The organism is Hyphomicrobium zavarzinii ATCC 27496, from assembly GCF_000383415.1.
GTDB classification, from domain to species: Bacteria; Pseudomonadota; Alphaproteobacteria; order Rhizobiales; family Hyphomicrobiaceae; genus Hyphomicrobium_C; species Hyphomicrobium_C zavarzinii.
Map to the genome: position 1 here is coordinate 408,071 of NZ_KB911258.1, position 20,544 is coordinate 428,614.

The window sequence follows — 20,544 nt, forward strand, 5'->3', positions numbered from 1 at the left end:
GCCGCTTTCCTTCTTTGGCGGGGGAGCGCGGAGAAGCGAGAAAGAAAAGAATGACCACCGCAAGCGCAGCGCAGTCCTTCATCAACGTCGGCGAGAGAACAAACGTCACCGGCTCGGCGAAGTTTCGTAAGCTGATCGAGGCGAACGACTACCCGGCCGCGCTCGCGGTCGCGCGCCAGCAGGTCGAGGCTGGCGCCATGATCCTCGACGTCAACATGGATGAGGGCCTGCTCGATTCCGAGAAGGCGATGAGCACGTTCCTCAACCTCATCGCCTCCGAGCCGGACATCGCCCGCGTGCCGATCATGATCGACAGCTCCAAGTGGAGCGTCATCGAGGCGGGCCTCAAGTGCGTGCAGGGCAAGGCGATCGTCAACTCGATCTCCCTCAAGGAGGGCGAAGCGCAGTTCCTCGATCAGGCCCGCAAGGTGCAGCGTTACGGCGCGGCCGTCGTCGTGATGGCGTTCGACGAGCAGGGGCAGGCGGACACCATCGAGCGCAAGGTTTCGATCTGCGAGCGGGCTTACAAGCTGCTCACGGAGAAGGTCGGCTTCTTGCCGGAAGACATCATCTTCGATCCCAATATCTTCGCGGTGGCGACCGGCATCGAGGAGCACAACGGATACGGCATCGCCTTCATCGAGGCCGCGCGCCAGATCAAAGAGAAGATGCCGCTGACGCACATCTCGGGCGGTGTCTCCAACCTGTCGTTCGCCTTCCGCGGCAACGAGCCCGTGCGCGAGGCCATGCACGCGGTCTTCCTCTACCACGCCATCAAGGCGGGCATGGACATGGGCATCGTCAACGCGGGCCAGCTCGCCCTCTATGACGACATCCCGGCCGAGCTGCGCGAGCTGTCCGAGGACGTGATCCTCAACCGCCGCCCCGACGCCACGGACCGCCTGCTCGAGGCCGCTCCCCGTTTCAAGGGAGAAGGCGGCGGCGCGAAAGGCAAGGAGAAGGATCTCACCTGGCGCAACGGCACTGTGCAGGAGCGTCTCACGCACTCGCTCGTGCACGGCATCACCGATTTCATTGAGGCCGACACGGAGGAGGCCCGCCAGCAGGCCGACAAGCCGCTCCACGTGATCGAGGGCCCGCTGATGGCCGGCATGAACGTCGTGGGCGACCTGTTCGGCGCGGGCAAGATGTTCCTGCCGCAAGTCGTCAAGAGTGCGCGCGTGATGAAGCAGGCGGTAGCCTATCTGCAGCCGTACCTGGAAGAGGAGAAGCGCCTCTCCGGTACGGATCAGTTGCCGTCTGCCGGTAAGGTCGTGATGGCGACGGTGAAGGGCGACGTCCACGACATCGGCAAGAACATCGTCGGCGTCGTGCTCCAGTGCAACAACTACGAGGTGATCGACCTCGGCGTGATGGTGCCGGCCGCCAAGATCCTGGAGACCGCCAAGAAGGAGAAGGCGGACATCATCGGCCTCTCGGGCCTCATCACGCCGTCGCTCGACGAGATGTGCTTCGTCGCGGCGGAGATGGAGCGGGAGGGCTTCTCGGTGCCTCTGCTCATCGGCGGCGCCACCACGAGCCGCGTGCACACGGCCGTAAAGATCAGCCCCAACTACAACAAGGGGCAGGCGATCTATGTGCTCGATGCGAGCCGCGCCGTGGGCGTGGTTTCGAACTTGCTTTCGGAGACCGAAAGCAAGCCCTACGTCGATGGCATCAAGGCCGAGTACGTCAAGGTGCGCGAAGCCCATCTCGCCAACGAGGCCAAGAAGCAGCGCATCACCATTGCCGCGGCCCGCGCCAACAAGTACGCCATCGATTGGGCGAGCTACACGCCGCCGAAGCCCTCTTTCCTCGGCACGCGCACGTTCAAGAATTTCGATCTCGGAAGCCTCGCCCCCTACATCGATTGGACGCCCTTCTTCCAGGCGTGGGAGTTGACGGGCCGCTACCCTGCGATCCTCGATGACAACAAGGTCGGGACCGAGGCGCGGAAGCTCTTCGCGGACGCGCGCGCTCTGCTCGATCGCATCGTGGCGGAGAAGTGGTTCACCGCCAACGCCGTTGTCGGCTTCTGGCCCGCCAACAGCGTCGGTGACGACATCGCGCTCTATACCGACGAGACACGCAGCACGGAGCGCACGAAACTGTTCACGCTGCGTCAGCAGATTGCGCGTGATCCCTCGCGCGATCGCGCCCACACCGCGCTTGCCGACTTCGTTGCCCCCAAAGAGACGGGGCTTGCCGATTACGTCGGCGGTTTCGCAGTCACGGCGGGCATCGGCGAGGAAGAGGCGATCCGGACCCATATCAAGGCAACCGACGATTACAGCCGCATCATCGCCAAGGCGCTTGCGGACCGCCTCGCCGAAGCCTTCGCAGAAGCCATGCACGCCAAGGTGCGGCGCGAGCTGTGGGGCTACGCTCGCGACGAGAAGCTCTCGAACGACGAGCTGATCCTGGAGAAATACAAGGGCATCCGTCCCGCGCCCGGCTATCCGGCCCAGCCGGATCACACCGAGAAGCGGACGCTGTGGGACCTCATGAACGTCGAAGCCGAGACCGGCATCGAGCTCACCGAGAGCTACGCCATGTGGCCGGGTGCCGCCGTCTCCGGCATCTACTTCTCTCATCCCCAAAGCCACTATTTCGGCGTGGGCAAGGTGGAGCGCGATCAGGTCGAGGATTACGCGCGCCGCAAGGGCTGGGCGGTGTCGGAGGCCGAGCGCTGGCTCGCGCCGGTGCTCAACTACGATGCTGTCTCGGAGCGGAAAAACGTGGCATGATCGGCACGGCGGGCCTCTAGCCCGCCGCGTTTCGAGGCGAGGGGGAAAAGGCGATGCCGTTCGTGAATCTGGCCGTGGCTCAGGCTGCAGCGGCATGGATTGCCGCGCCTAACCTGGTTGGTTTCTTCGTCACATACGGTCCGGCCTACTATTACATCGTAGCGGCCGTCGGCGCGGTCATCGTGCTGATCGGCGCGTTCATCGGCTCGCGCATCACTAAGACCATCGCGCCGCCGTCCGTTCTCTCGCTCATCGCCTCCGTATCGTTCGCGATTATCGCGGCGGCGGCTGCGATCATGTTCGTCGCGCCGTCAGCCGGTCAGTCGGAGCTGGCCAGTCATCTCTTTACGTTCGCTCCGGTTGCCGCGGCGATCGCGGGATATTTCTTCACGACTGCCCGTCACGCCGCGTGAGCCGGCGTTTCCAATGCTTTGTTTCCCAATGCGGATCTTCATGGTAGAGCAGACGGCGTCGGATGCTGCGAATCCGACGTAGGAATCATGCTCTAAATGCTTGGGCATGTGCCGTGTCGGCAAAGCCGCGATCACCCGGTTTCTATCGGTGTCGCGTGTGGCGCGTGGGCCGGATGTGCGGCCCGAGGGGGAATTCGGCCGGCAGCTAACTGGGGGAGAACTCACATGCTTGGACGTCTCGTGCTTCTGCTGCTCCAGATCGTGATCGGCTGGTTTGGCAGCACCGCTCTCATGGGCTTCATCAAGTTCGGAGAGTTCCGTCTCTTCATCTTCGCTGTCGTCGCCGCCATCGTCGTGTTCCTTATCGGCGTCATTGCGGCTCAAATCCTGAAGGATGTCGGCGCGCCGTCGAGCCACACGCTGTCTTGGGCGCTGGGCCTCGGCCTCATCGCGGCCGTGCTGTGGACGTGGGGTCCGCAGCTTCCGCTGCTCTCTGAGGTTCCGTGGGGACGCGTGAAGGCGGAATACGCCGTGCTCGCCGCCGCTATCCTGGGCTATCACCTCAAGAAGTAGCCCTTAGAAATATTGAAGGCGCGAGACCCGGGCGATTGTCGCTTCGGGTCTCGCGCCTTTTTTAGGTGTCCGCCTTTGAAGGACGGCGGGGAGCTGAATCGCGATCAGGCGGCCGGAGAGCGCTCAGACCATTCCGACCACGATTGCAGCGATGAAGCCGAAAGACATCAGTGCAGCGAGCACGTTCAGTCGCATCGCAATGTTCATCGTTGCCTCCTCCCGGCTTGGCTTGCTCTCGAAGAGCGGGCCGCGCCGGCCGTTCTAGCTCTGCCGGCACGAGACCGGCTGGGGGGTGCTTTCGTGCATACGCATTACAAACAACAGGAGCATCATTAGCCCTGATAGGGCATCCCGCCGGGGCAGGGATCCCGTCGAGACAAATGGAGTATTGGGCAAATTCGTTCCCTGCCAAGTAAAAACAATCGTGCAATGCATCATGGAAACGAGCGGCGCCTGTGCGCCGCGCGAATATTTTGCCCTTGTTACGGGCGCGTTCCGCCGTGCTGCGTTGCGAGCGGCAGCGCGGAAGAAAGTTTTTTACGAGCGCGGGAATAGGGCGCGCGAGAGATCAGCGGCCGGCGAATGCGGGTTTGCGCTTCTCCAGGAATGCGCGCCGGCCCTCCACATAGTCCGCACTTTCGAAGCACGCTTGCACGGCGGCGTCGAGCTCGCGGGTGTCGGGGTTCTCGGGATGGCGCACCAGTTCGTCGATCGTGAGCTTGGCCGCGCGCACCGTGAGCGGCGCGTTGCTCGCGATCTCGCTCGCGAGGGAGCGCACGGAAATTTCGAGCGTGTCGGTCTCGACCAGCCGGTTGACGAGGCCGATGCGCTCGGCTTCCGCCGCCGAAAACCGCCGTCCCGTGAACAGCATTTCCTTGATGAACGCCGCGGGCGCCAGCGCGAGCAGGGGCGGTACCCAGCGGGGATTGTAGCCGAGCCCAAGCTTGGCGGCGGGGATGGCGAACTGCGCCTTGTGATCGGCAAGCCTCAGATCGGCGCACGCCGCGATGCCGAGCCCGCCGCCGAGGCAGAAGCCATGGATCATCGCGATGATGGGCTTGTGCGCCGAGAGCAGCGCCGAGAACGCCTCGTGGTTCAGCCGATCGTACTCGGCCGCACGATCGCCGGTCCGCGCGCTTTCGAACTCCGAGATGTCTGCTCCCGCGCAGAACGCGCGCGTGCCGCTGCCCCGCAGGATGATGACGCGCACATCCGGAGATGCCTCGGCCGCCCTCACGTGGACGGGAATTTTCGCCCACATGTCGGCCGTGTAGGCGTTCATCCGGTCCGGGTTGTTCGCCACGATCCAGGCGATCGGTCCGTCGATCTCGAGCGTGAGGTCGGGCGGGGAGGCGGGCGTCTCTGTCATGCGTTAGGTCCTCTTCGGTGCCCGCGGAAAGCCGAGCGCCGCTTTCTATCTTGCGATCGTGCGGCGGGCCAGCGCAACGCGGCGTGCCGCCCTGCCTGCCTGGAACTCTGGCATCGCGGGCTCCTGCAACCTGGGCGGCCCGGGCACGCTCTGGGGGCGGTGCGGCCGGAGGCCGCGTTGGCCCGAGGTTTAGATTGACGGGCCGGGCCGGCGCCGATACGCCCTAGCCAGGATTTCGAGCAGACACGATCTATCTTACGGATCCACCTCGCCGATCTATAATGAGGTGCGAGGCGTACTCTGCGATACGGATCAGCCGGTTGGCGATCTCTCCGAGGCGGGATCCGTAACTCTCATCGTAGGCCCGCGGGCTGAGGAACAACGGACATGAGCGGCGCCAAGCACTCTTCCCTTGCCGGCAAGACCGAACGGCGCACGGCCCCCAACCGCGCGGCCGAAGACCCGATCTGGGCCTCACTGCGCAGCGAGGCCGAGGCGGCCATGGCTGCAGAGCCCGCTCTCACCGGCTTCATCTATGCGACCGTCGCCAGCCACGACAACCTGGAGGAGGCGATCTGCCATCGGATTGCGCAGCGCCTCGGACATGCCGACGTGGACGCGCCCCTCATCGTTCAGATCTTCCGCGACGTGCTCGCCTCACAGCCAGCGCTCGGTCAGGCATTTCGCGCCGACCTTGCCGCCGTCTTCGATCGCGATCCCGCTTGCACACGCTATCTTGAGCCCTTCCTCTATTTCAAAGGCTTCCATGCGCTCGTGACCTACCGCTTCGCTCATGAGCTGTGGCGCCAGGGCCGGCGCGATTTCGCGCTCTACATGCAAAGCCAGTCGTCCCGCATGTTCGCGGTCGACATTCACCCCGCTGCCCGTCTCGGCAAGGGACTGATGTTCGATCATGCGACCGGCGTCGTGATCGGCGAAACGGCGACCGTGGGCGACGACTGCTCGCTGCTCCACGCCGTGACGCTCGGCGGCAGCGGAAAGCAGACCGGAGATCGCCATCCCAAGATTGGCTCGTGCGTGCTGATCGGCGCGGGTGCCAAGGTGCTGGGCAACATTCACGTGGGCAACTGCTCGCGCATCGCGGCCGGCAGCGTGGTGCTGGCGGATGTGCCCCCGCACGTCACCGTCGCGGGCGTGCCCGCGCGGGTCGTCGGCCCCGCAGGCACCGCCGAGCCTGGCCGCACGATGGATCAGACTTTCGTCCCCGTGGATTCGCTGATGGGGCCAGACGACTACGCCATGCTTTGACGAACAAAGGAGCAGGAAGTGAAGAAGGATGAGCTGGGCCGCCTCGAGGCCTATCTGAAGAAGACGTTCGGCACCAAGAATCTCACGGTGCGCGCGCGTCCCAAGAAGGACGATTCCGCCGAGGTCTACGTCGGCGACGACTTCATCGCCGTGCTGTTCCGCGAGGAGGAGGACGGTGAGGTCTCCTACCAGTTCCAGATGGCCATCCTCGAGATGGATCTCGAGGAAGCTTGAGACATGGCCCTTTATGAGCTCGATGGCGCGCGTGTCACGACGCCCGCCGACGGCAGCTATTGGGTGGCCCCCAACGCCATCGTTCTAGGAAAGGTCGCGATCGAGACGGACGCAAGCGTCTGGTTCGGCGCGGTCCTGCGCGGCGACAACGAGCTGATCCGCGTGGGCGCACGCTCCAACGTGCAGGACGGATGCGTGCTGCACACCGACCCCGGCTATCCGCTGGAGATCGGAGAGGACTGCACCATCGGCCACATGGTGATGCTGCACGGCTGCACCATCGGTCGCGGAAGCCTGATCGGCATCGGCTCGATCATTCTCAACGGCGCCAAGATCGGCGAGGAGTGCCTGATCGGCGCCAACACGCTGATTGCCGAGGGCAAGGTGATCCCGCCCCGCTCCATGGTGCTGGGCTCTCCTGGAAAGATCGTGCGCCAGTTGACGGACGAGGATGTCGCCCGCTTCGGCGGGGCGGCGGGGCGTTACGTCAAGAACTGGAAGCGCTACGCCGCCGGTTTCCGCCCGATGTAGCGATGCGCTTTCCGGCCGAGCGGGAGAGCGAGAGCCCCTTCAAAAAAATTCGAGCCGGACACGAGGGGGGATCGCGTCCGGCTCAAGGTGAGCCCGGTTGGGGGCAGGGCAGGGATACCCGGGCTCGGAAGTCAAACAGGCAGTGGGGTAGTGAAACGTGGTGGTCGAGTGTGCGCTCGGCTAGTTGCCTTCACGCACACCGGCGATTGCCTCGGGAGCGGCGCGGTCGTTCGCATCGAGCGACACCCATACGCGCGGATCGAGATACGACTGGCGCATGATGAAGTAGTAGCCTGACGCGTTCCACAGGCGGACGTCGTCGACCTTGTTGTCGAGCACGAAGTCACCCTGCGCGGTGCGCGCGGTGAGAACGGCATGACCCTCGCCCTTCTCGTCGCGCACGACGGTGAGCAGAAGAGAGCTCTTGGGCCAGCCGCGATCGAGCAGGATCTTCTGCTTGAGCAGCGCATAGTCCTCGCAATCGCCGCGATCGGTCGGGTAGGTCCAGAATTCGCTGACGCCGTAGATCTCCTGATCCGTCGCCGGCGCGATGACGTGGTTCGCCCAGCGGTTCACCTCGTCGAGCTCGCTCAAGCGCTCGGGCGTCGGTTGGAAGCGCACATCCTCGATGCGCTGCGGAGCGCAAGCTTGAGGATTGCTGTCGCAGAAGCGGACAAATCCATAAGGAGGCTGGGAAGGCCCGTACACCCTCATGAAGGGAGAGGCCGTGCTGACGGTCCGGGAGATCGAGTGCTCCGCCATGGCGCTCGCCGATCCCAAGATCCCCGTGAGGGCACCTGCTATGCAAACAACCAAACGCTTCATACTCACTACCCCTACTATCCCTCTCACGCCGACCACAGTAATCGAGAAAGGTCGTGGTCCTCTGAAGTACGCCGTCAGAAATCGAGCAAAATTTGAGCTAAAGTGTAGTTCCGCGGGGGACACCGTTCGGGCCCTCGCTCAGCCGAAATATCGCCGCAAAGCCTCGGGATCTGGGATGTCGAGGAACTGCACGCCGATCCCGCGGTCGTGATAGCGCATCACCCTGCAGCGCAATTTTCCGAAGATGACTTCGTCGCCGATCGGCGGACGCGCATCCGTCTGGATCGAGGCGCCGGACAGCGAAACGTCGAGCACGCGGCAGTCCACCGACTGGCCGTCCGACAGTCGGAGCGTTGACGTTTTGTTGACCACTTCGAAGCGTTTGTGCCGGCGGCCGAAGGTTCCGCCGAGCTCGTCCTTGTTGACGAGCCAGGTGATCTGCGCTGCGAGCTTTTCGCGTTTGTGCTGGGTGGCTTTGAGGGCGATTGCAAAACCGCCTTCGAAAGTGCGCACAACAACGCCTTCCAGACCGCCGATTTCGTCGAAGTAGACGACGATGCGTTCGCCGATCTCAACCTCGACGGGCGCCATGATGGCGGCGCCACCCACCGAGATATCGTTGAGCCTGCAAGGAAACTCCTGCTTGTTCGCCCGCATGAAACGCCCGAGCAGCGCGAGCGCATAGCGCTTGTGGCGGCGGCGATCGGGAACGATCCGCGTATCGAACCGGATCGAGGCTCTGACTGTGCTGGCTGAACTGGGCGACATGGACGAGTTCCAAGCAGAAACGAGAGAAACGACCTCCGCGACCCCGAAGCGGGCATTACAACCGCTTGCGGCCAATGGAGTCCCATATTGGAACAACACACTTAATGAACGACTAACTGATGATCCAAACCCGCACGGCGGGGAGTGCCACGGGTAGGCACAATAGGAACGCCCGATGTGAACGCGGGTGGGCGCGCCAAAGTTTCAGATTTGAGAATTTTGGATGTCACACGGCCTGGGCGGCACGAAGGGCGCGTTCCGGACGGCCCAGGCGATCCCTGATCCGCCGGCCTTTTAGGGGCGCTTTGCCATTGCGTCGGCCGCCTCGTCGCGCCCGCCTTCGTAGACCCGGAATTGCCGGCGGCCTTGGCGCACGATGCGCGCCGTGCGGACGTGGGGGTGCAGAGGAAGCTGACGGTCGGCGTAAGCGAATGCGTCCCTGTGCTCGGCGGACGGCCAGATGCTCTCCCCGGCCAGCAGCCGCATGCTGAGTGGGGAGGACCGGAAGGACGCCGCCGGCTCCTCCAAGGGAACGAGCATGCACAGCAGCCGATCGATCGACTGGCCCGTATGGACCAGCGGAAGCACGAGCAACTCGAACATCGGTGCTTCCGCCGCCCGGAAATCCTGGCCGGACGGAGCGCCGAGCTCACCGGTGAACAGCCCGACGCGGCCGAGGTCCGTAATCTCGGAGAGGTGGTGCTCGAGCAGCGAGCGATCGCCCTCGGTCCAGCAGGACAGGAAATCGCGGGATCTGACATCCATGCCGAAGCGGGACGCCACCCGTGTTCCAGCCAGCCGGAAACGGAAGACGTTCCGCTCGGCCCGTTCCAGGATGAAGGTATCGAGCAGGAAATCCCCGATCCGCGCCGGCTGGATTTCCAGCCGCCGGGGAGCCCGGCGATCGCGTCTCACCTCGTTCCAGTAGGCATAGAGGGCTTGGGTGGCCGGATGTTTCATATCGATACTGCTCAGCACGCAATTCTCCTGCGGCGCGGCAGGGCTCTGCTGCGCCGGTTTCAAGAGCGGTTGCTCTCGAGAGGGGGGTGGGGCTCGGAGTGAAGGGAAGGGTGTCGAAACGAGCCTTGCAGTCGACAAGAGCAGCTTTCGTGCCATATGCACGGAAGGACGTGCGGCGTTCTGGTTCGGCTGAGGATTGGAGATCGGCGTATCGTTAAAATGAAAGATGTTCGAATATCGCCGCCCGCCCAACCGAGGAGCCTCGCGTGATCCCAACGGTGCCGTCCCAGCAAGAGCCGGTCTTCAATGTTCCGAAGGTCGTGGTCGCCGTTCTGGCCGTACTCGTGCTGGTGCACGTGGGGCGCAGCTTCTTGTCGGCCGATGACGATTTGTGGGTCGTGCTCGCGGCCGCTTTCATTCCCGCACGCTACGGTCCGCTCGCGCCCGAGCTGCCCGGCGGCGAGCTGGCCGTATTCACCTCGCCGTTTACGCACATGTTAATGCACGGCGACTGGGTTCACCTCGCGCTCAATTCCGCGTGGCTGCTGGCCTTCGGCGGTGCAATAGCCGAACGTACCGGTACGGTGCGCTTTCTGCTGTTCTTTACGGTGTGTGGTCTCGCGGGCGCGTTTGCGTTCTATCTCGCCAACAGCGAGCTCGTTCAGCCGATGATCGGCGCGTCCGGCGCCATATCCGGCCTCATGGGCGGCACTTTGAGGTTTCTCTTTCCTGCCATTGATTCCGGAGGCTTTCGCCGTTTGCGTGAGGCACCGCGCTCAATCCCTCTCATGTCGCTCGCCGAAGCTTTGCGTGATCGGCGCATCCTGGTCACCAGCGCAATTCTGGTGCTCATAAGCGTGCTCACGATAATCGGCTTCGGCGGCGCACAAAATTCGGCGGAAATTGCTTGGGAAGCCCATCTCGGCGGCTACCTACTAGGGCTTTTTACTTATGGTCTTTTCGACGATGTCTCCCGGGCCGAAGATCAACGGCAACCAAATGATGATTGAAACTCTTGCGTGCTGAGAGAGTTTGGATCACTCTTGATTGCCGGGTTTGTTTCCAGACTCGGCCAATAGACCCGAGGATAAAAGACGCTCGCTAAGGATCGAGCTGGTTACGGGCGGGTGCGGAGGCGGAGGAGCTTTCGTAAGAGCGCGGCATCATTCGACGGCGAGCGGGAGGATACGTTCATGAACGTCGCATCGATACTGAAGTTGAAAGGAAGAGCGGTCTCGACCGTAAGGCCGAACGCGACGCTGCTCGACGTCGCGAAGAAGCTCGGTCCGAAAAAGATCGGCGCAATTGTTGTTGTCGGCGAGAATGGACACGTCGCCGGCATCATTTCCGAACGCGATATCATCCGTGCCATTTCCGAGCGCGGCGCGCCGGCCCTGAGCCTGATGGTTTCGGAGGTCATGACGCGCAACGTGATCTGCTGTCAGGAGACCAGTGAGCTCGACGAGCTCATGGAGATCATGACCAAGGGCCGTTTCCGCCATCTCCCCGTGATCGAGGATGAAGCCCTCGTTGGCATCGTCTCGATCGGCGATGTCGTGAAATTCCATGTTGCGGAAGTCGAAATGGAAGTTTCGGCCATGCGCAACTATCTCGCGACGGGTTGAACGAGACGTCGGCGGCTTTCGAAGCTGCTCGGCAAAAAAGAAGCGGCGCGCTTTGGATGGCGCGCCGTTTTCTTTTTTTGGTCTCGAATTCCTGCGCGCCTCGGAAAGTCTACGACATCGGCAATTGAGCTTGCCCATGCGGGATGTGGCGCGTGTCGAGCTCGCGCGAAAGATCGTCGACCTCGCGCTTGGCAGCCGCTTCGCCGCGTGCGATGAGCTCGTCCGCGCGATGGAAATCGAACAGGCCGATGCCGTGCAGCCGCGGGCTGATCATGGCGTCCGGCGGATCGCCGGCAAGACGCGAGCGCGCGATGCGATCCTGCACGATGTTGAAGGCATCGACCATGACAGTCGAGATGCCGGGGACGTCATCGCCCTTGCCGAGGATCTGCCGTTGCAGAAGGCGGCGCACTGCGATGCCGTTGCTGCCGGTCACGGGTGGCGTCTCTTCCATTTCGAGATCCGTGCCAGGCATTTGATTGACGTTCGAGATGGTGCCCCGGTTCGAGATGTCGATGTTGAGGTTCACCGCGATCACATAGCGCGCGCCGAGCGCACGGCACACCGAGACCGGAATGGGATTGACGAGCGCGCCGTCGAACAGCCAGCGCCCGTCCACCTTCACCGGGCGGAACACGCCGGGAAGCGCGTAGGAAGCTCGCACGGCATCGACCAGAGTGCCGCGGGAAAGCCAGACCTCGTGGCCAGTGCCGATCTCTGTCGCGACGGCTGTGAAGCGGCGCGGAAGATCCTCGATCTTGATGTCGCCGAGATGCTTGTGAAGGCGCTCGCCAAGCCGATGGCCCGTGATGAGGCCAGTGCCGGAAAGATTGAAATCGAGATAGCCGAGAACGCGCCTGCGCGTCGTCAGTTCGCGCGCGAAATTTTCGAGTTCGTCGAGATGGCCGGTCACGTCACACGCGCCGACGACGGCTCCGATGGACGTGCCTGCTATGATGTCGGGAACGATACCGGCTTTGCGCAGCGCCCGGAGAACCCCGATATGCGCCCAACCTCTCGCCGCGCCTCCTCCGAGAGCAAGACCGATCTTGAGTTTGCCTGCGCCGGCGGTTGCCATGGCGGTCTCCACTCCTCCGGCCCTCTCGGTTCTTGAGATTGTGGCCGGTGCGACGTCCCATGAGACCCGTCGCGTAGCGAAGCCGGATCCCCTCAACCCTTAATTGGAGGCTAGCAGATTCCGATTAAAGCCCCCCTACCAACGATGTGATCCGATTTGAGAATTCGTTGCTGCGGTGCAGCTCGAATTCAACGCGGGAGCGCGCAAATTGGTTTCGCACCCGTTCAGGAACGGGCGGAATTGGGGCCGGAGAGGGAAGGGGCTAGACGTTCGACCGTGTGAGCTTGGCCGGCGCCCCGGGGGTAGCCGAAAGCGTGCGGTAGAAGCAGGAGCGGGCCCCCGTGTGGCAGGTCACGCCCTCTCCGCCGACCGAGACCTTGAGCCAGACGGCATCCTGGTCGCAATCGACCCGGGCTTCCTGTATGGCGAGCGTATTCCCGCTTTCCTCGCCCTTCCGCCACAGGCGCTGGCGAGAGCGGCTCCAGAAATGGGCAATCCCGGTCTCGAGCGAAAGCTTGAGAGCTTCCGCGTTCATCCACGCGAACATCAGCACCGCGCCCGAGGCTGCGTCCGTCACGATGGCCGCGATCAGGCCGTCCTTGTCGAACTTCGGCTGGAAAACCGAGCCTTGCTCGATATCCGCCGTGGATCCGCGTGCGGCAAAGGAGGGAGATGAGGTATCGGTCATGGATGGCCCAAAGCTCGGGACGGGGTGTCGCGCCGATGCAACTCGAATGCCCGTGCCAGAGGCCCTATATAGAAGTGATTGCGCCCGGTCGAAAGCGGAAGCGGAGCATCTGCCGCCAAGCTCACGCCCAGCCACCACTTGGAGAAGCAGAACGCACCCATGGCGGATCTCGATGACATCTACAACCAGAGGATATTCGAGCTGGCTGCGGAGATCCCGCGCACCGAGCATATCGCCAGCCCCGATGCCTCGGCGCGTGCCCATTCCAAGTTGTGCGGCTCCACCATCGAGGTCGAGCTGAAGCTCGACGGAGACCGGATCACGGATTTCGGCCAGACTGTGAAGGCGTGTCTGCTGGGACAGGCTTCCGCCGCCATTGTCGGCCGCGAGATTGTAGGCACGCCGGCCGACGAGTTTCGCGCCGTCGCCGCCACCATGCGCCGGATGCTGAAGGAGGGCGGGCCGCGCCCCGGCGGGCGCTGGGCGGACCTCGGGCTGCTGGCCCCTGTGAAGGACTACCCCCATCGGCACGCGTCCACCCTGCTCGTGTTCGAGGCGGTCGAGCGCGCGCTCGACCAGGCCAAGGCCGGGCGCGGTGACGTGAGTTTGGAGGCCGCCGCTCCGGAGGCGCCCGCAGGGCGGGGCTGAGGTCCGATGAGCTGGGGTAAGGCCATCCTGAAGGCGCCGGTTCACGTCTACCGCTGGACGCTGAAGCCGCTGATGGGCCTCGAGTGCCGCCACCTGCCCACCTGCTCCGAATACGCGCTCGATGCCATCGAGACGAACGGCCCGTGGCGCGGCTTCTGGCTGACCCTCTCGCGCCTGTCGCGCTGCCACCCCTGGGGCAGCGCCGGATATGATCCTCCGCCTGATATCCGCGCCGTGTCCCACCCCTTTGCCCCCTGGCGCTACGGACGCTGGAGCCGCACCTGCTGCGGTCAAAATTTAACTCCGAAATCTTAGCTGTAATGAAAACCCGGGGTTCGGACGCCGCGTCCCCCCGTGGTAGGACCGGAGCCATGGATTTCGCGCGGGCCGCCAAATGGCCCGCCAGGGAGCAGATAAGCGGTGAAGCGCAAGATCGCAGCCGTCCTGATGGCCGACGTGGCCGGCATGAGCCGCGCTCTTGCCGCGGACGAAGGGGTTGCGTTGAAGCGCCTCGAAGACCACCGCGCCGTGATCGAGGAGATCGCGACGCGTGGCGGCGGGCAAGTGCTTCCCGCGGTCGGCGAAGCGCTCCTCGTCGAGTTTCAGAGCGCAGTTGAAGCCGTGCGCGCAGCCGTAGAGGCTCAGGAGACGCTACGCGCCCGTAACAAAGCCCTCTCGCTCGCCGAACGTCTGGAGTATCGCATCGCGATTACCATCGGCGAGGTGAGTGGCCGCGTGGACGGCACGCCGGAAGTCTCGCCCGAGACGCTGTCGGGTGCAGCCCATCTCGTCTCGCTCGCCATTCCGGGCGGCGTCTGCATCTCCCGCTCGGTGCGCGAGGCGGTGGCGAGCAAGCTCAAGCTCAAGTTTCAGGACATCAGTGTCGAGGGCGAGGCGATCGAGGCGGAGACGCCGTCCACCTATCGCGTCGCCAGCGAGCGGCCGGAGCCACCCGCCCGCCCGCCGGTGGGCAAGGCAGCGAAAGCTCGCAAGCCCATGGTGCTCGCGGGTGGTGCGCTCCTTGTCGCGCTGGGTGTCGTGACGGGGCTGACGCTCCTGGGTGGAAACACGGGTGCGCCGAAGCCGAAGGGCACGCAAGAGGTCACGGTGCTCACGCCCGCGCCACCCGCAGGCGCCGCGACACAGCCGGAGGCGAAGCCGCAAAAGCCCTCGGGCGGGAGCCTCGAGCTACTGCCCGCGCACGCACCGGACCCCGCCGATGTGTTGACCGCGAAGCGGATGCTGCCGCAGGCGTGGAAAGCCTGCCGCGAAGGAAGCGCCGACGCCGCCGTCGTGGCCTGCAAGACCGTGATCGACAGCGGCCTCGCGAAAGGCGAGGAGCTCGCCGAGCTCCACGTCTTCAACGGCAAGGCGCTCCGCGAGCGCCGGGAGCTCGACAAGGCGCTCGAAGCGTTGTCCGCGGCGATTACGCTGAAACCGACGCCCGCCGCCTACAGCCTGCGCGGAACGGTCCACTACGACAAAGGCAATTGGGACAAGGCGATCTCCGACTACTCGGAAGCCATTCGCCTCGACACTTCGAACGGCGAAGCCTTCAACAACCGCGCCTGGACCTACTATCGCACAGGGCGCTCCGACAAGGCGCTCTCCGATGCCGATGCCGCCGTGCGCCTGCTCTCCAAGCAGGCCTACGTGTGGGACACGCGCGCCCATATTCACGCCGCTCTCGGCAACCGCGAGGCCGCGATTAGCGACTTCCGCGCCGCCCTCGCCATCGATCCCGGTAACGCCGAAAGCAAGGCTGGCCTCGCCAAGCTAGGCGTGAACTGACGGCTCTCGCGCGGGCACTGTCCCATCCGGAACAGCGCGCGCCGCGCAAGGCCCGTAGAATGCGAGCGTCAAAAGTCCGTCCGTCGGCACGGATGATGGAGATCTCGAATGATCGCGCCCAACTCTGGCCCCGCGCCCGATCCCGCACCGGCATCCGCCGAGCCGCCCGCCAAAAGCAGCGGTCTCCTCCGCCGCGTCGCCGCAACAATCCTCATCGGCCTGCTGTTGACGGGCATCCTCTGGTACACCGTCTTCAGCGCCGTGACGGCCGCCCTGGTCGGCACGGGCGGCACCCTGATCATCCTGGCCGGCGCCTCCGTCTCCGACACGTTCGAAGCCATCTTCGAGACGATTGCGAACATTGTGCTCGGGATTTTCGCCGCCATCGCCGCGTTTTTCGCAGCGATCTTCAGCTTTTTCGATTTCTGAGGCAGCGCAACCCGCTTAGCCCTACTGCCTACTGCCTACTGCCTACTGCCTACTGCCTACTGCCTACTGCCTACTGCCCATCTTGACTTCCCGCCCGTTTCCGACGATTGAAGCGGCTCCATAATCTTACGCGGATCGGTATGCCGCGAGTGAGAGGAGCTGATCGATGCAAGACTCTAAGCCTGAGATTACGCTGACGTTTCCCGATGGCGCGTCCCGCAAGGTCGCCGCCGGCATCACGGGGCTCGAGGTCGCCAAGTCGATCTCGCCCTCTCTCGCAAAGCGCACGGTCGCGATGAGCCTCGACGGAGTGCTCTCGGATCTTGCCGATCCCATCAAATCGGACGCGACGATCAAGTTCGTCTCGCGCACGGACCCGGAAGCCCTGGAGCTGATCCGGCACGACACCGCGCACGTGATGGCCGAAGCGGTCCAGGCGCTGTGGCCCGGCACGCAGGTGACGATCGGCCCCGTCATCGAGAACGGCTTCTTCTACGATTTCGCCAAGCAGCAGCCTTTCGAGCCGGAAGACATTCCGAAGATCGAAAAGAAGATGGCGGAGATCATCGCGAAGAACGCGCCCTTTACGAAGGAGTTCTGGAGCCGCGAGAAGGCCAAGCAGTTCTTCCGCGACAAGGGCGAGGTGTTCAAGATCGAGCTGGTGGACGCCATTCCGGCCGGCGAGGATCTCAAGATCTACAAGCAGGGCAAATGGCTCGATCTCTGCCGTGGCCCGCACATGACGTCCACGGGCCAGATCGGCAAGGCCTTCAAGCTCATGAAGTTCGCGGGCGCCTATTGGCGCGGCGACAGCAACAACCCGCAGCTTCAGCGCATCTACGGCACGGCCTTCGCGACGGAGGACGAGCTCAAGGACTATCTGCATCGCCTCGAGGAAGCCGAGAAGCGCGATCACAGAAAGCTTGGCCGCGAGATGGATCTCTTCCATTTCCAGGAAGAGGCGCCGGGCTCCGTCTTCTGGCACCCGAAGGGCTGGACGCTGTTCCAAACGCTGATCGGATACATGCGCCGCCGCCTCGACCGCGAGGGCTATCAGGAGGTGAACTCTCCCGACATGATGGAGAAGCACTTCTGGGAGCTTTCCGGCCACTGGGAGAACTACGGCGAGAACATGTTCACGACGGTGCTGCCGGACGAGCGCGTGTTCTGCTGCAAGCCCATGAACTGCCCGGGCCACGTGCAGATCTACAAGCACGGGCTCAAGAGCTATCGCGACCTGCCCCTGAAGATCGCCGAGTTCGGCAAGGTGCACCGCTACGAGCCGTCAGGCGCGCTGCACGGCATGCTGCGCGTGCGCCACTTCACGCAGGACGACGCGCATATCTTCATCACCGAAGATCAGATCATGGAGGAGTGCCTCAAGATCAACGATCTGATGCTCTCGATCTATAACGACTTCGGCTTCGAGGACATCTTCATCAAGCTCTCGACGCGGCCTGAAAAGCGTGTCGGCGCGGATGAGCTGTGGGACAAGGCCGAGAAGGCGCTGCAGGATGTGCTCGACGAGGTGACGAAGCGCTCGAACGGACGCGTGAAGACGGCGCTGCAGCCGGGCGAGGGCGCGTTCTACGGACCGAAGCTCGAATACGTGCTGAAGGACGCCATCGGCCGCGACTGGCAGTGCGGCACCACGCAGGTGGACTTCAACCTCGCGGGCCGTCTCGGCGCGTTCTACATCGACGAGCATTCCGAGAAGAAGACGCCGGTGATGATCCACCGCGCGATGTTCGGCTCGCTGGAGCGCTTCACGGGCATCCTGATCGAGAACTTCGCCGGGCACTTCCCGCTGTGGCTCGCTCCCCTCCAGATCGTCGTCGCGCCGATCGTCTCGGATGCGAACGACTATGCGCTGGAGGTGGTCGAGAAGCTGAAGGCCGCGGGCTTGCGCGTCGAAAGCGATCTCAGGAACGAGAAGATCAACTACAAGGTCCGCGAGCACTCGCTCGCCAAGGTTCCGGTGATCCTCGTCGTCGGCAAGCGCGAGGCGGAGGAGAAGAAAGTCTCCATCCGCCGCCTGGGCTCACAGGACCAGACGGTGGTGAGCTTGGACGAAGCTATTGCGTCTCTCGCAACGGAAGCGACCCCGCCCGATTTGCGGTAGGTGTAAGCGTATGGGCGGTCCGTCAAAAGCTCGAATAGACAAGGCGGGGCGGCTGCTCTCAACCCCGCCCGATCCGCTGACCGAAGAATATTTAGAGTTGGAAGATGTATTCGATACTTACAGAAAAACATTTCTACCAAAACTAACGGAGCTAACTAGTCAAATCCAGTTTTGGCTGACGAACAATGGAGAGCATTACTACATCGCTCAACGCCTCAAGAGAAAGCCCCAGATATTAAGAAAGCTTCGGCGCTTGAGTGCTCGCCTTACCCAGCTTCAAGATATTGGTGGTTGCCGTATAATTGTGCGATCAAATCGGCAGGTAGATGAATTAAAAGACTTCATAGAAAAGAAGATTGCAGAAACTGAGTATTTGAATTTGGTCCGAGCGACTGATTACCGCCCGCGTGGTCGTGATGATTCGGGATACAGGGCTGTTCATCTTATAATAGAAAACAAAGAAAAAGTTATAGAGCTTCAGATCAGAAGTATGATCCAGCATTATTGGGCTGAGAGCATAGAAAGAACCTCGGTTATATATGGGTCTCACCTTAAAGAGCAGGAGGGTGACCCGGTCGTTATCAAATATTTCAAGAACCTTTCTGATATTTTTTACGAGCTTGAAGCTGGGCGGCAGCCAGGCGGTCATGCTCAGGTGGAGCTTGACACTCTCCGACGCCGAGCAGAGGAGATTATTGAGGCTTCGGGGAAGGGTAAAGCTCTTGGTACGTTCGTAAATGACGACATCATGAGGACGCTGGCTGAAAAGGAGCGAAGTTCCGCCAAGGGAATTAATAATTGGATATTTGTGTTTGATTGGAATTCAGGTTCATTTATCACTTGGGATATTGTGGATAGAGATCCTGATCAAGCGGCTGATACTTACTCAAAGTACGAGCGACAATATCCCGCGGAGGATCAACTCGAAGTTGTTCTCATAGGGTCGTCAGATGTGTCAACTGTTCGAAAAACGCATAGTCATTACTTCGGTGTAGCCGCTTACGATAAAGTGCTTGAAAGTCTGCAGGACTCAATCGTTGGCTTTTCAAAGCGAATGGAGCTTGATGTTGGCGCGCGGCAGATATTGGGGGTTCTAGCACGTAGGCGATTTTGGGGTAGCAAAAAGGCGTCGGAAGACACCTTGCGAAATCACTTTTGTAAAGATGTTATCACCTTCGATGGATCTCTAAAAAGCCTAAGGTTAAAAGGATTTGTCTCCACTGAAGGTGGTGTATCGCTTGAGATAAAACGGAAATCTGAGATAGAACAATATCTGTAGGTTGGACGTCGGCTATGTCATGGCCGTTAAGGCGGCCATCCACGCCAGTCTCAATGATTGGGCGCTATCGATACTGCACCCGCGCCGCAACGCGTCGTGGATGCCCCCGCCGAGCAGGGGCCATGAGTGAGTGCGGTCGTATCTATGATCAAGAAGCGGGTTCTTGGCCGTCCTAGCCGTCACAGGTGTTGGACGATGCTACTTGCTCGCGGCTTCGAGGGCGTCGAGCTTTTTGCTTGCGCACTCTACCCGGTCAGAGTGGCCGCCAGAGCCTCCGCCAGTGAACTCCGAAGCGCACTCGGCGAACACTTTGCAGGCCTTGTCGCCGAGCTTGGACCGAAGCGCTTTGGCTCGTTCGACATTCTCGTTATGCATGCATCCAATCTGCTCGTTAGCAGTACCATCGGGATTGCAGACTTCCTCACTGACGCAGGCCAGGACAGGTGCTGCCGAAAGACAAATGAAGGAGCCAACGCAGACAAGAGAAAACAACTTCATTGAATGAACTCCATGGCGAGTATGAATGCACGCATTATAGGCAAAAAAGATTTCGAGGAACAGTTAGTGTGTTGACGGAGTAGCTGCCATGCGCGCCCGATCGTGCTGTCTGGCATCAAGCTGATGATACACCCCCTCCACGTTGCGCACATCACCTGCACATGCTAGGGCGCCGTCTCGCGCGCCTGCCGTTAGGCTGCGGGCGGGGCGTCCCGGCAAAGGTCACTCCCTCTAGCCCCCCATAGCCACCAATTACACCGTATCCGGACAATTTTCGCGGCCCCCGCGACCGGCCGCATTCGCCTCAAATTGTCCCGGCCCCGTAACGCAGGCCTTAAGCCGCGTCTGCCATGGTGCTGAAAGAGGCCAGAACCGGCCCGCGGCTTGACCCCAATAGAGCCGAGAATGAATGACAGGAGACGTCCGTATGTCGCTTACAAAGTCCGCTGCCGTTGCAACCCTCGTCGCCGTGATGGCGCTCGGCTCCAGCTTCTCCGCCGCCAACGCCCACATCAAAAAGCGCGATGCGCGCAATCTGCTGATCGGCGCGGCTGCGACTGCGGTCGTCGTCTCGGCCGCGAAGCAGGATTGCAAGAAGTGGAAGTATCGCTACGAGCGCACCGGCAATCCCTATTTCCTCGACCGTTACTACGGCTGCAAATGGTAAGGGCTCTGTCGCGCTTCCCATGACACCGCT

22 protein-coding genes are annotated in these 20,544 nt (G+C 62.4%); 15 read left to right on the forward strand and 7 right to left on the reverse strand.

Going from position 1 to position 20,544, the window contains the following annotated elements; genetic code table 11:
• The first annotated feature begins 14 nt into the window (after positions 1 to 14).
• From metH to F812_RS0113080, 3 genes are all read left to right on the forward strand, one after another.
• A complete protein-coding gene (gene metH / locus F812_RS0113070) occupies positions 15 to 2,747 on the forward strand; it encodes a methionine synthase (RefSeq protein ID WP_425337465.1) in 2,733 nt (910 codons plus the stop codon).
• 53 nt (positions 2,748 to 2,800) lie between these two features.
• The gene (locus F812_RS0113075) at positions 2,801 to 3,160 is read left to right on the forward strand and encodes a hypothetical protein (RefSeq protein WP_020086435.1); all 360 of its coding nucleotides are present in this window, start codon (positions 2,801 to 2,803) and stop codon (positions 3,158 to 3,160) included.
• Positions 3,161 to 3,385: 225 nt separating this feature from the next.
• Positions 3,386 to 3,733 (forward strand): hypothetical protein, encoded by a 348-nt coding sequence (locus tag F812_RS0113080; RefSeq protein WP_020086436.1) that lies wholly within the window; start codon positions 3,386 to 3,388, stop codon positions 3,731 to 3,733.
• A gap of 568 nt (positions 3,734 to 4,301) precedes the next feature.
• Here the strand turns inward: F812_RS0113080 and F812_RS0113090 are convergent.
• Positions 4,302 to 5,102 (reverse strand): enoyl-CoA hydratase, encoded by an 801-nt coding sequence (locus F812_RS0113090; RefSeq protein WP_020086437.1) that lies wholly within the window; start codon positions 5,100 to 5,102, stop codon positions 4,302 to 4,304.
• Positions 5,103 to 5,489: 387 nt separating this feature from the next.
• Between F812_RS0113090 and cysE the strand changes: the two genes are divergently transcribed.
• Genes cysE through F812_RS0113105 form a run of 3 tightly spaced genes read left to right on the forward strand, consistent with a single transcriptional unit; the run spans position 5,490 to position 7,136 of the window.
• Positions 5,490 to 6,371 carry a serine O-acetyltransferase gene (gene cysE, locus F812_RS0113095; protein ID WP_020086438.1) on the forward strand — a complete coding sequence of 294 codons (882 nt, stop codon included), beginning with the start codon at positions 5,490 to 5,492 and terminating at the stop codon, positions 6,369 to 6,371.
• Between the two features lie 18 nt (positions 6,372 to 6,389).
• The gene (locus F812_RS0113100; protein ID WP_020086439.1) at positions 6,390 to 6,605 is read left to right on the forward strand and encodes a DUF3126 family protein; all 216 of its coding nucleotides are present in this window, start codon (positions 6,390 to 6,392) and stop codon (positions 6,603 to 6,605) included.
• A 3-nt stretch (positions 6,606 to 6,608) separates the two neighbouring features.
• The gene (locus F812_RS0113105; protein WP_020086440.1) at positions 6,609 to 7,136 is read left to right on the forward strand and encodes a gamma carbonic anhydrase family protein; all 528 of its coding nucleotides are present in this window, start codon (positions 6,609 to 6,611) and stop codon (positions 7,134 to 7,136) included.
• 180 nt (positions 7,137 to 7,316) lie between these two features.
• Here F812_RS0113105 and F812_RS0113110 read toward each other — a convergent pair whose 3' ends face one another.
• The 3 genes from F812_RS0113110 to F812_RS23830 form a co-directional block, all read right to left on the reverse strand.
• Positions 7,317 to 7,961, reverse strand: a complete 645-nt coding sequence (locus F812_RS0113110; protein ID WP_156827404.1) for a transglutaminase-like cysteine peptidase — start codon at positions 7,959 to 7,961, stop codon at positions 7,317 to 7,319.
• A 138-nt stretch (positions 7,962 to 8,099) separates the two neighbouring features.
• On the reverse strand, positions 8,100 to 8,729 hold the full coding sequence (locus F812_RS0113115; protein ID WP_020086442.1) for a PilZ domain-containing protein: 630 nt from the start codon (positions 8,727 to 8,729) through the stop codon (positions 8,100 to 8,102).
• 294 nt (positions 8,730 to 9,023) lie between these two features.
• Positions 9,024 to 9,707, reverse strand: coding sequence for a PAS domain-containing protein (locus F812_RS23830; RefSeq protein WP_198011194.1), 684 nt, complete (start codon positions 9,705 to 9,707; stop codon positions 9,024 to 9,026).
• A gap of 248 nt (positions 9,708 to 9,955) precedes the next feature.
• Here F812_RS23830 and F812_RS0113125 point away from each other — a divergent pair, with 248 nt between their 5' ends.
• Positions 9,956 to 10,699 (forward strand): rhomboid family intramembrane serine protease, encoded by a 744-nt coding sequence (locus F812_RS0113125; RefSeq protein ID WP_020086444.1) that lies wholly within the window; start codon positions 9,956 to 9,958, stop codon positions 10,697 to 10,699.
• 183 nt (positions 10,700 to 10,882) lie between these two features.
• On the forward strand, positions 10,883 to 11,314 hold the full coding sequence (locus F812_RS0113130; RefSeq protein ID WP_020086445.1) for a CBS domain-containing protein: 432 nt from the start codon (positions 10,883 to 10,885) through the stop codon (positions 11,312 to 11,314).
• A gap of 109 nt (positions 11,315 to 11,423) precedes the next feature.
• Here F812_RS0113130 and F812_RS0113135 read toward each other — a convergent pair whose 3' ends face one another.
• Together F812_RS0113135 and hisI are read right to left on the reverse strand one after the other, a co-directional pair.
• Complete coding sequence (locus F812_RS0113135) at positions 11,424 to 12,392, reverse strand: patatin-like phospholipase family protein (protein WP_020086446.1); 969 nt, start codon at positions 12,390 to 12,392, stop codon at positions 11,424 to 11,426.
• 262 nt (positions 12,393 to 12,654) lie between these two features.
• Positions 12,655 to 13,080, reverse strand: coding sequence for a phosphoribosyl-AMP cyclohydrolase (hisI, locus tag F812_RS0113140; protein WP_020086447.1), 426 nt, complete (start codon positions 13,078 to 13,080; stop codon positions 12,655 to 12,657).
• A gap of 159 nt (positions 13,081 to 13,239) precedes the next feature.
• Here hisI and F812_RS0113145 point away from each other — a divergent pair, with 159 nt between their 5' ends.
• From F812_RS0113145 to F812_RS26095, 6 genes are all read left to right on the forward strand, one after another.
• Positions 13,240 to 13,728, forward strand: coding sequence for an iron-sulfur cluster assembly scaffold protein (locus F812_RS0113145; protein WP_020086448.1), 489 nt, complete (start codon positions 13,240 to 13,242; stop codon positions 13,726 to 13,728).
• Between the two features lie 6 nt (positions 13,729 to 13,734).
• Positions 13,735 to 14,043: a membrane protein insertion efficiency factor YidD gene (gene yidD, locus F812_RS23835; protein ID WP_020086449.1), complete on the forward strand. Its 309-nt coding sequence runs from the start codon at positions 13,735 to 13,737 to the stop codon at positions 14,041 to 14,043.
• A 105-nt stretch (positions 14,044 to 14,148) separates the two neighbouring features.
• Entirely contained in the window at positions 14,149 to 15,519 is a 1,371-nt protein-coding gene (locus F812_RS25535; RefSeq protein WP_020086450.1) for a tetratricopeptide repeat protein, read from the forward strand.
• A gap of 108 nt (positions 15,520 to 15,627) precedes the next feature.
• Positions 15,628 to 15,948 carry a hypothetical protein gene (locus F812_RS0113160; protein ID WP_020086451.1) on the forward strand — a complete coding sequence of 107 codons (321 nt, stop codon included), beginning with the start codon at positions 15,628 to 15,630 and terminating at the stop codon, positions 15,946 to 15,948.
• A 166-nt stretch (positions 15,949 to 16,114) separates the two neighbouring features.
• Positions 16,115 to 18,070 carry a threonine--tRNA ligase gene (gene thrS, locus F812_RS0113165; RefSeq protein ID WP_020086452.1) on the forward strand — a complete coding sequence of 652 codons (1,956 nt, stop codon included), beginning with the start codon at positions 16,115 to 16,117 and terminating at the stop codon, positions 18,068 to 18,070.
• Positions 18,071 to 18,080: 10 nt separating this feature from the next.
• On the forward strand, positions 18,081 to 19,349 hold the full coding sequence (locus tag F812_RS26095; RefSeq protein ID WP_083929186.1) for a RelA/SpoT domain-containing protein: 1,269 nt from the start codon (positions 18,081 to 18,083) through the stop codon (positions 19,347 to 19,349).
• 198 nt (positions 19,350 to 19,547) lie between these two features.
• On the opposite strand, the gene F812_RS26825 is transcribed toward F812_RS26095, so the two are convergent.
• On the reverse strand, positions 19,548 to 19,724 hold the full coding sequence (locus F812_RS26825) for a hypothetical protein (RefSeq protein WP_020086454.1): 177 nt from the start codon (positions 19,722 to 19,724) through the stop codon (positions 19,548 to 19,550).
• Between the two features lie 550 nt (positions 19,725 to 20,274).
• On the opposite strand from F812_RS26825, the gene F812_RS0113180 reads away from it, so the two are divergent.
• Complete coding sequence (locus F812_RS0113180; protein ID WP_020086455.1) at positions 20,275 to 20,514, forward strand: hypothetical protein; 240 nt, start codon at positions 20,275 to 20,277, stop codon at positions 20,512 to 20,514.
• The last annotated feature ends 30 nt before the right edge of the window (positions 20,515 to 20,544 follow it).

Coding starts and splice junctions, on each gene's coding strand:
- F812_RS0113115 (WP_020086442.1), bottom strand. CDS start 8,729: ATGTCGCCCAGTTCAGCCAGCACAGTCAGAGCCTCGATCCGGTTCGAT.
- F812_RS0113180 (WP_020086455.1), top strand. CDS start 20,275: ATGTCGCTTACAAAGTCCGCTGCCGTTGCAACCCTCGTCGCCGTGATG.
- F812_RS0113075 (WP_020086435.1), top strand. CDS start 2,801: ATGCCGTTCGTGAATCTGGCCGTGGCTCAGGCTGCAGCGGCATGGATT.
- F812_RS26095 (WP_083929186.1), top strand. CDS start 18,081: ATGGGCGGTCCGTCAAAAGCTCGAATAGACAAGGCGGGGCGGCTGCTC.
- F812_RS0113160 (WP_020086451.1), top strand. CDS start 15,628: ATGATCGCGCCCAACTCTGGCCCCGCGCCCGATCCCGCACCGGCATCC.
- F812_RS0113105 (WP_020086440.1), top strand. CDS start 6,609: ATGGCCCTTTATGAGCTCGATGGCGCGCGTGTCACGACGCCCGCCGAC.
- F812_RS0113130 (WP_020086445.1), top strand. CDS start 10,883: ATGAACGTCGCATCGATACTGAAGTTGAAAGGAAGAGCGGTCTCGACC.
- F812_RS26825 (WP_020086454.1), bottom strand. CDS start 19,724: ATGCATAACGAGAATGTCGAACGAGCCAAAGCGCTTCGGTCCAAGCTC.
- F812_RS0113110 (WP_156827404.1), bottom strand. CDS start 7,961: ATGAAGCGTTTGGTTGTTTGCATAGCAGGTGCCCTCACGGGGATCTTG.
- thrS (WP_020086452.1), top strand. CDS start 16,115: ATGCAAGACTCTAAGCCTGAGATTACGCTGACGTTTCCCGATGGCGCG.
- F812_RS0113080 (WP_020086436.1), top strand. CDS start 3,386: ATGCTTGGACGTCTCGTGCTTCTGCTGCTCCAGATCGTGATCGGCTGG.
- cysE (WP_020086438.1), top strand. CDS start 5,490: ATGAGCGGCGCCAAGCACTCTTCCCTTGCCGGCAAGACCGAACGGCGC.
- yidD (WP_020086449.1), top strand. CDS start 13,735: ATGAGCTGGGGTAAGGCCATCCTGAAGGCGCCGGTTCACGTCTACCGC.
- F812_RS0113145 (WP_020086448.1), top strand. CDS start 13,240: ATGGCGGATCTCGATGACATCTACAACCAGAGGATATTCGAGCTGGCT.
- F812_RS0113135 (WP_020086446.1), bottom strand. CDS start 12,392: ATGGCAACCGCCGGCGCAGGCAAACTCAAGATCGGTCTTGCTCTCGGA.
- hisI (WP_020086447.1), bottom strand. CDS start 13,080: ATGACCGATACCTCATCTCCCTCCTTTGCCGCACGCGGATCCACGGCG.
- F812_RS0113090 (WP_020086437.1), bottom strand. CDS start 5,102: ATGACAGAGACGCCCGCCTCCCCGCCCGACCTCACGCTCGAGATCGAC.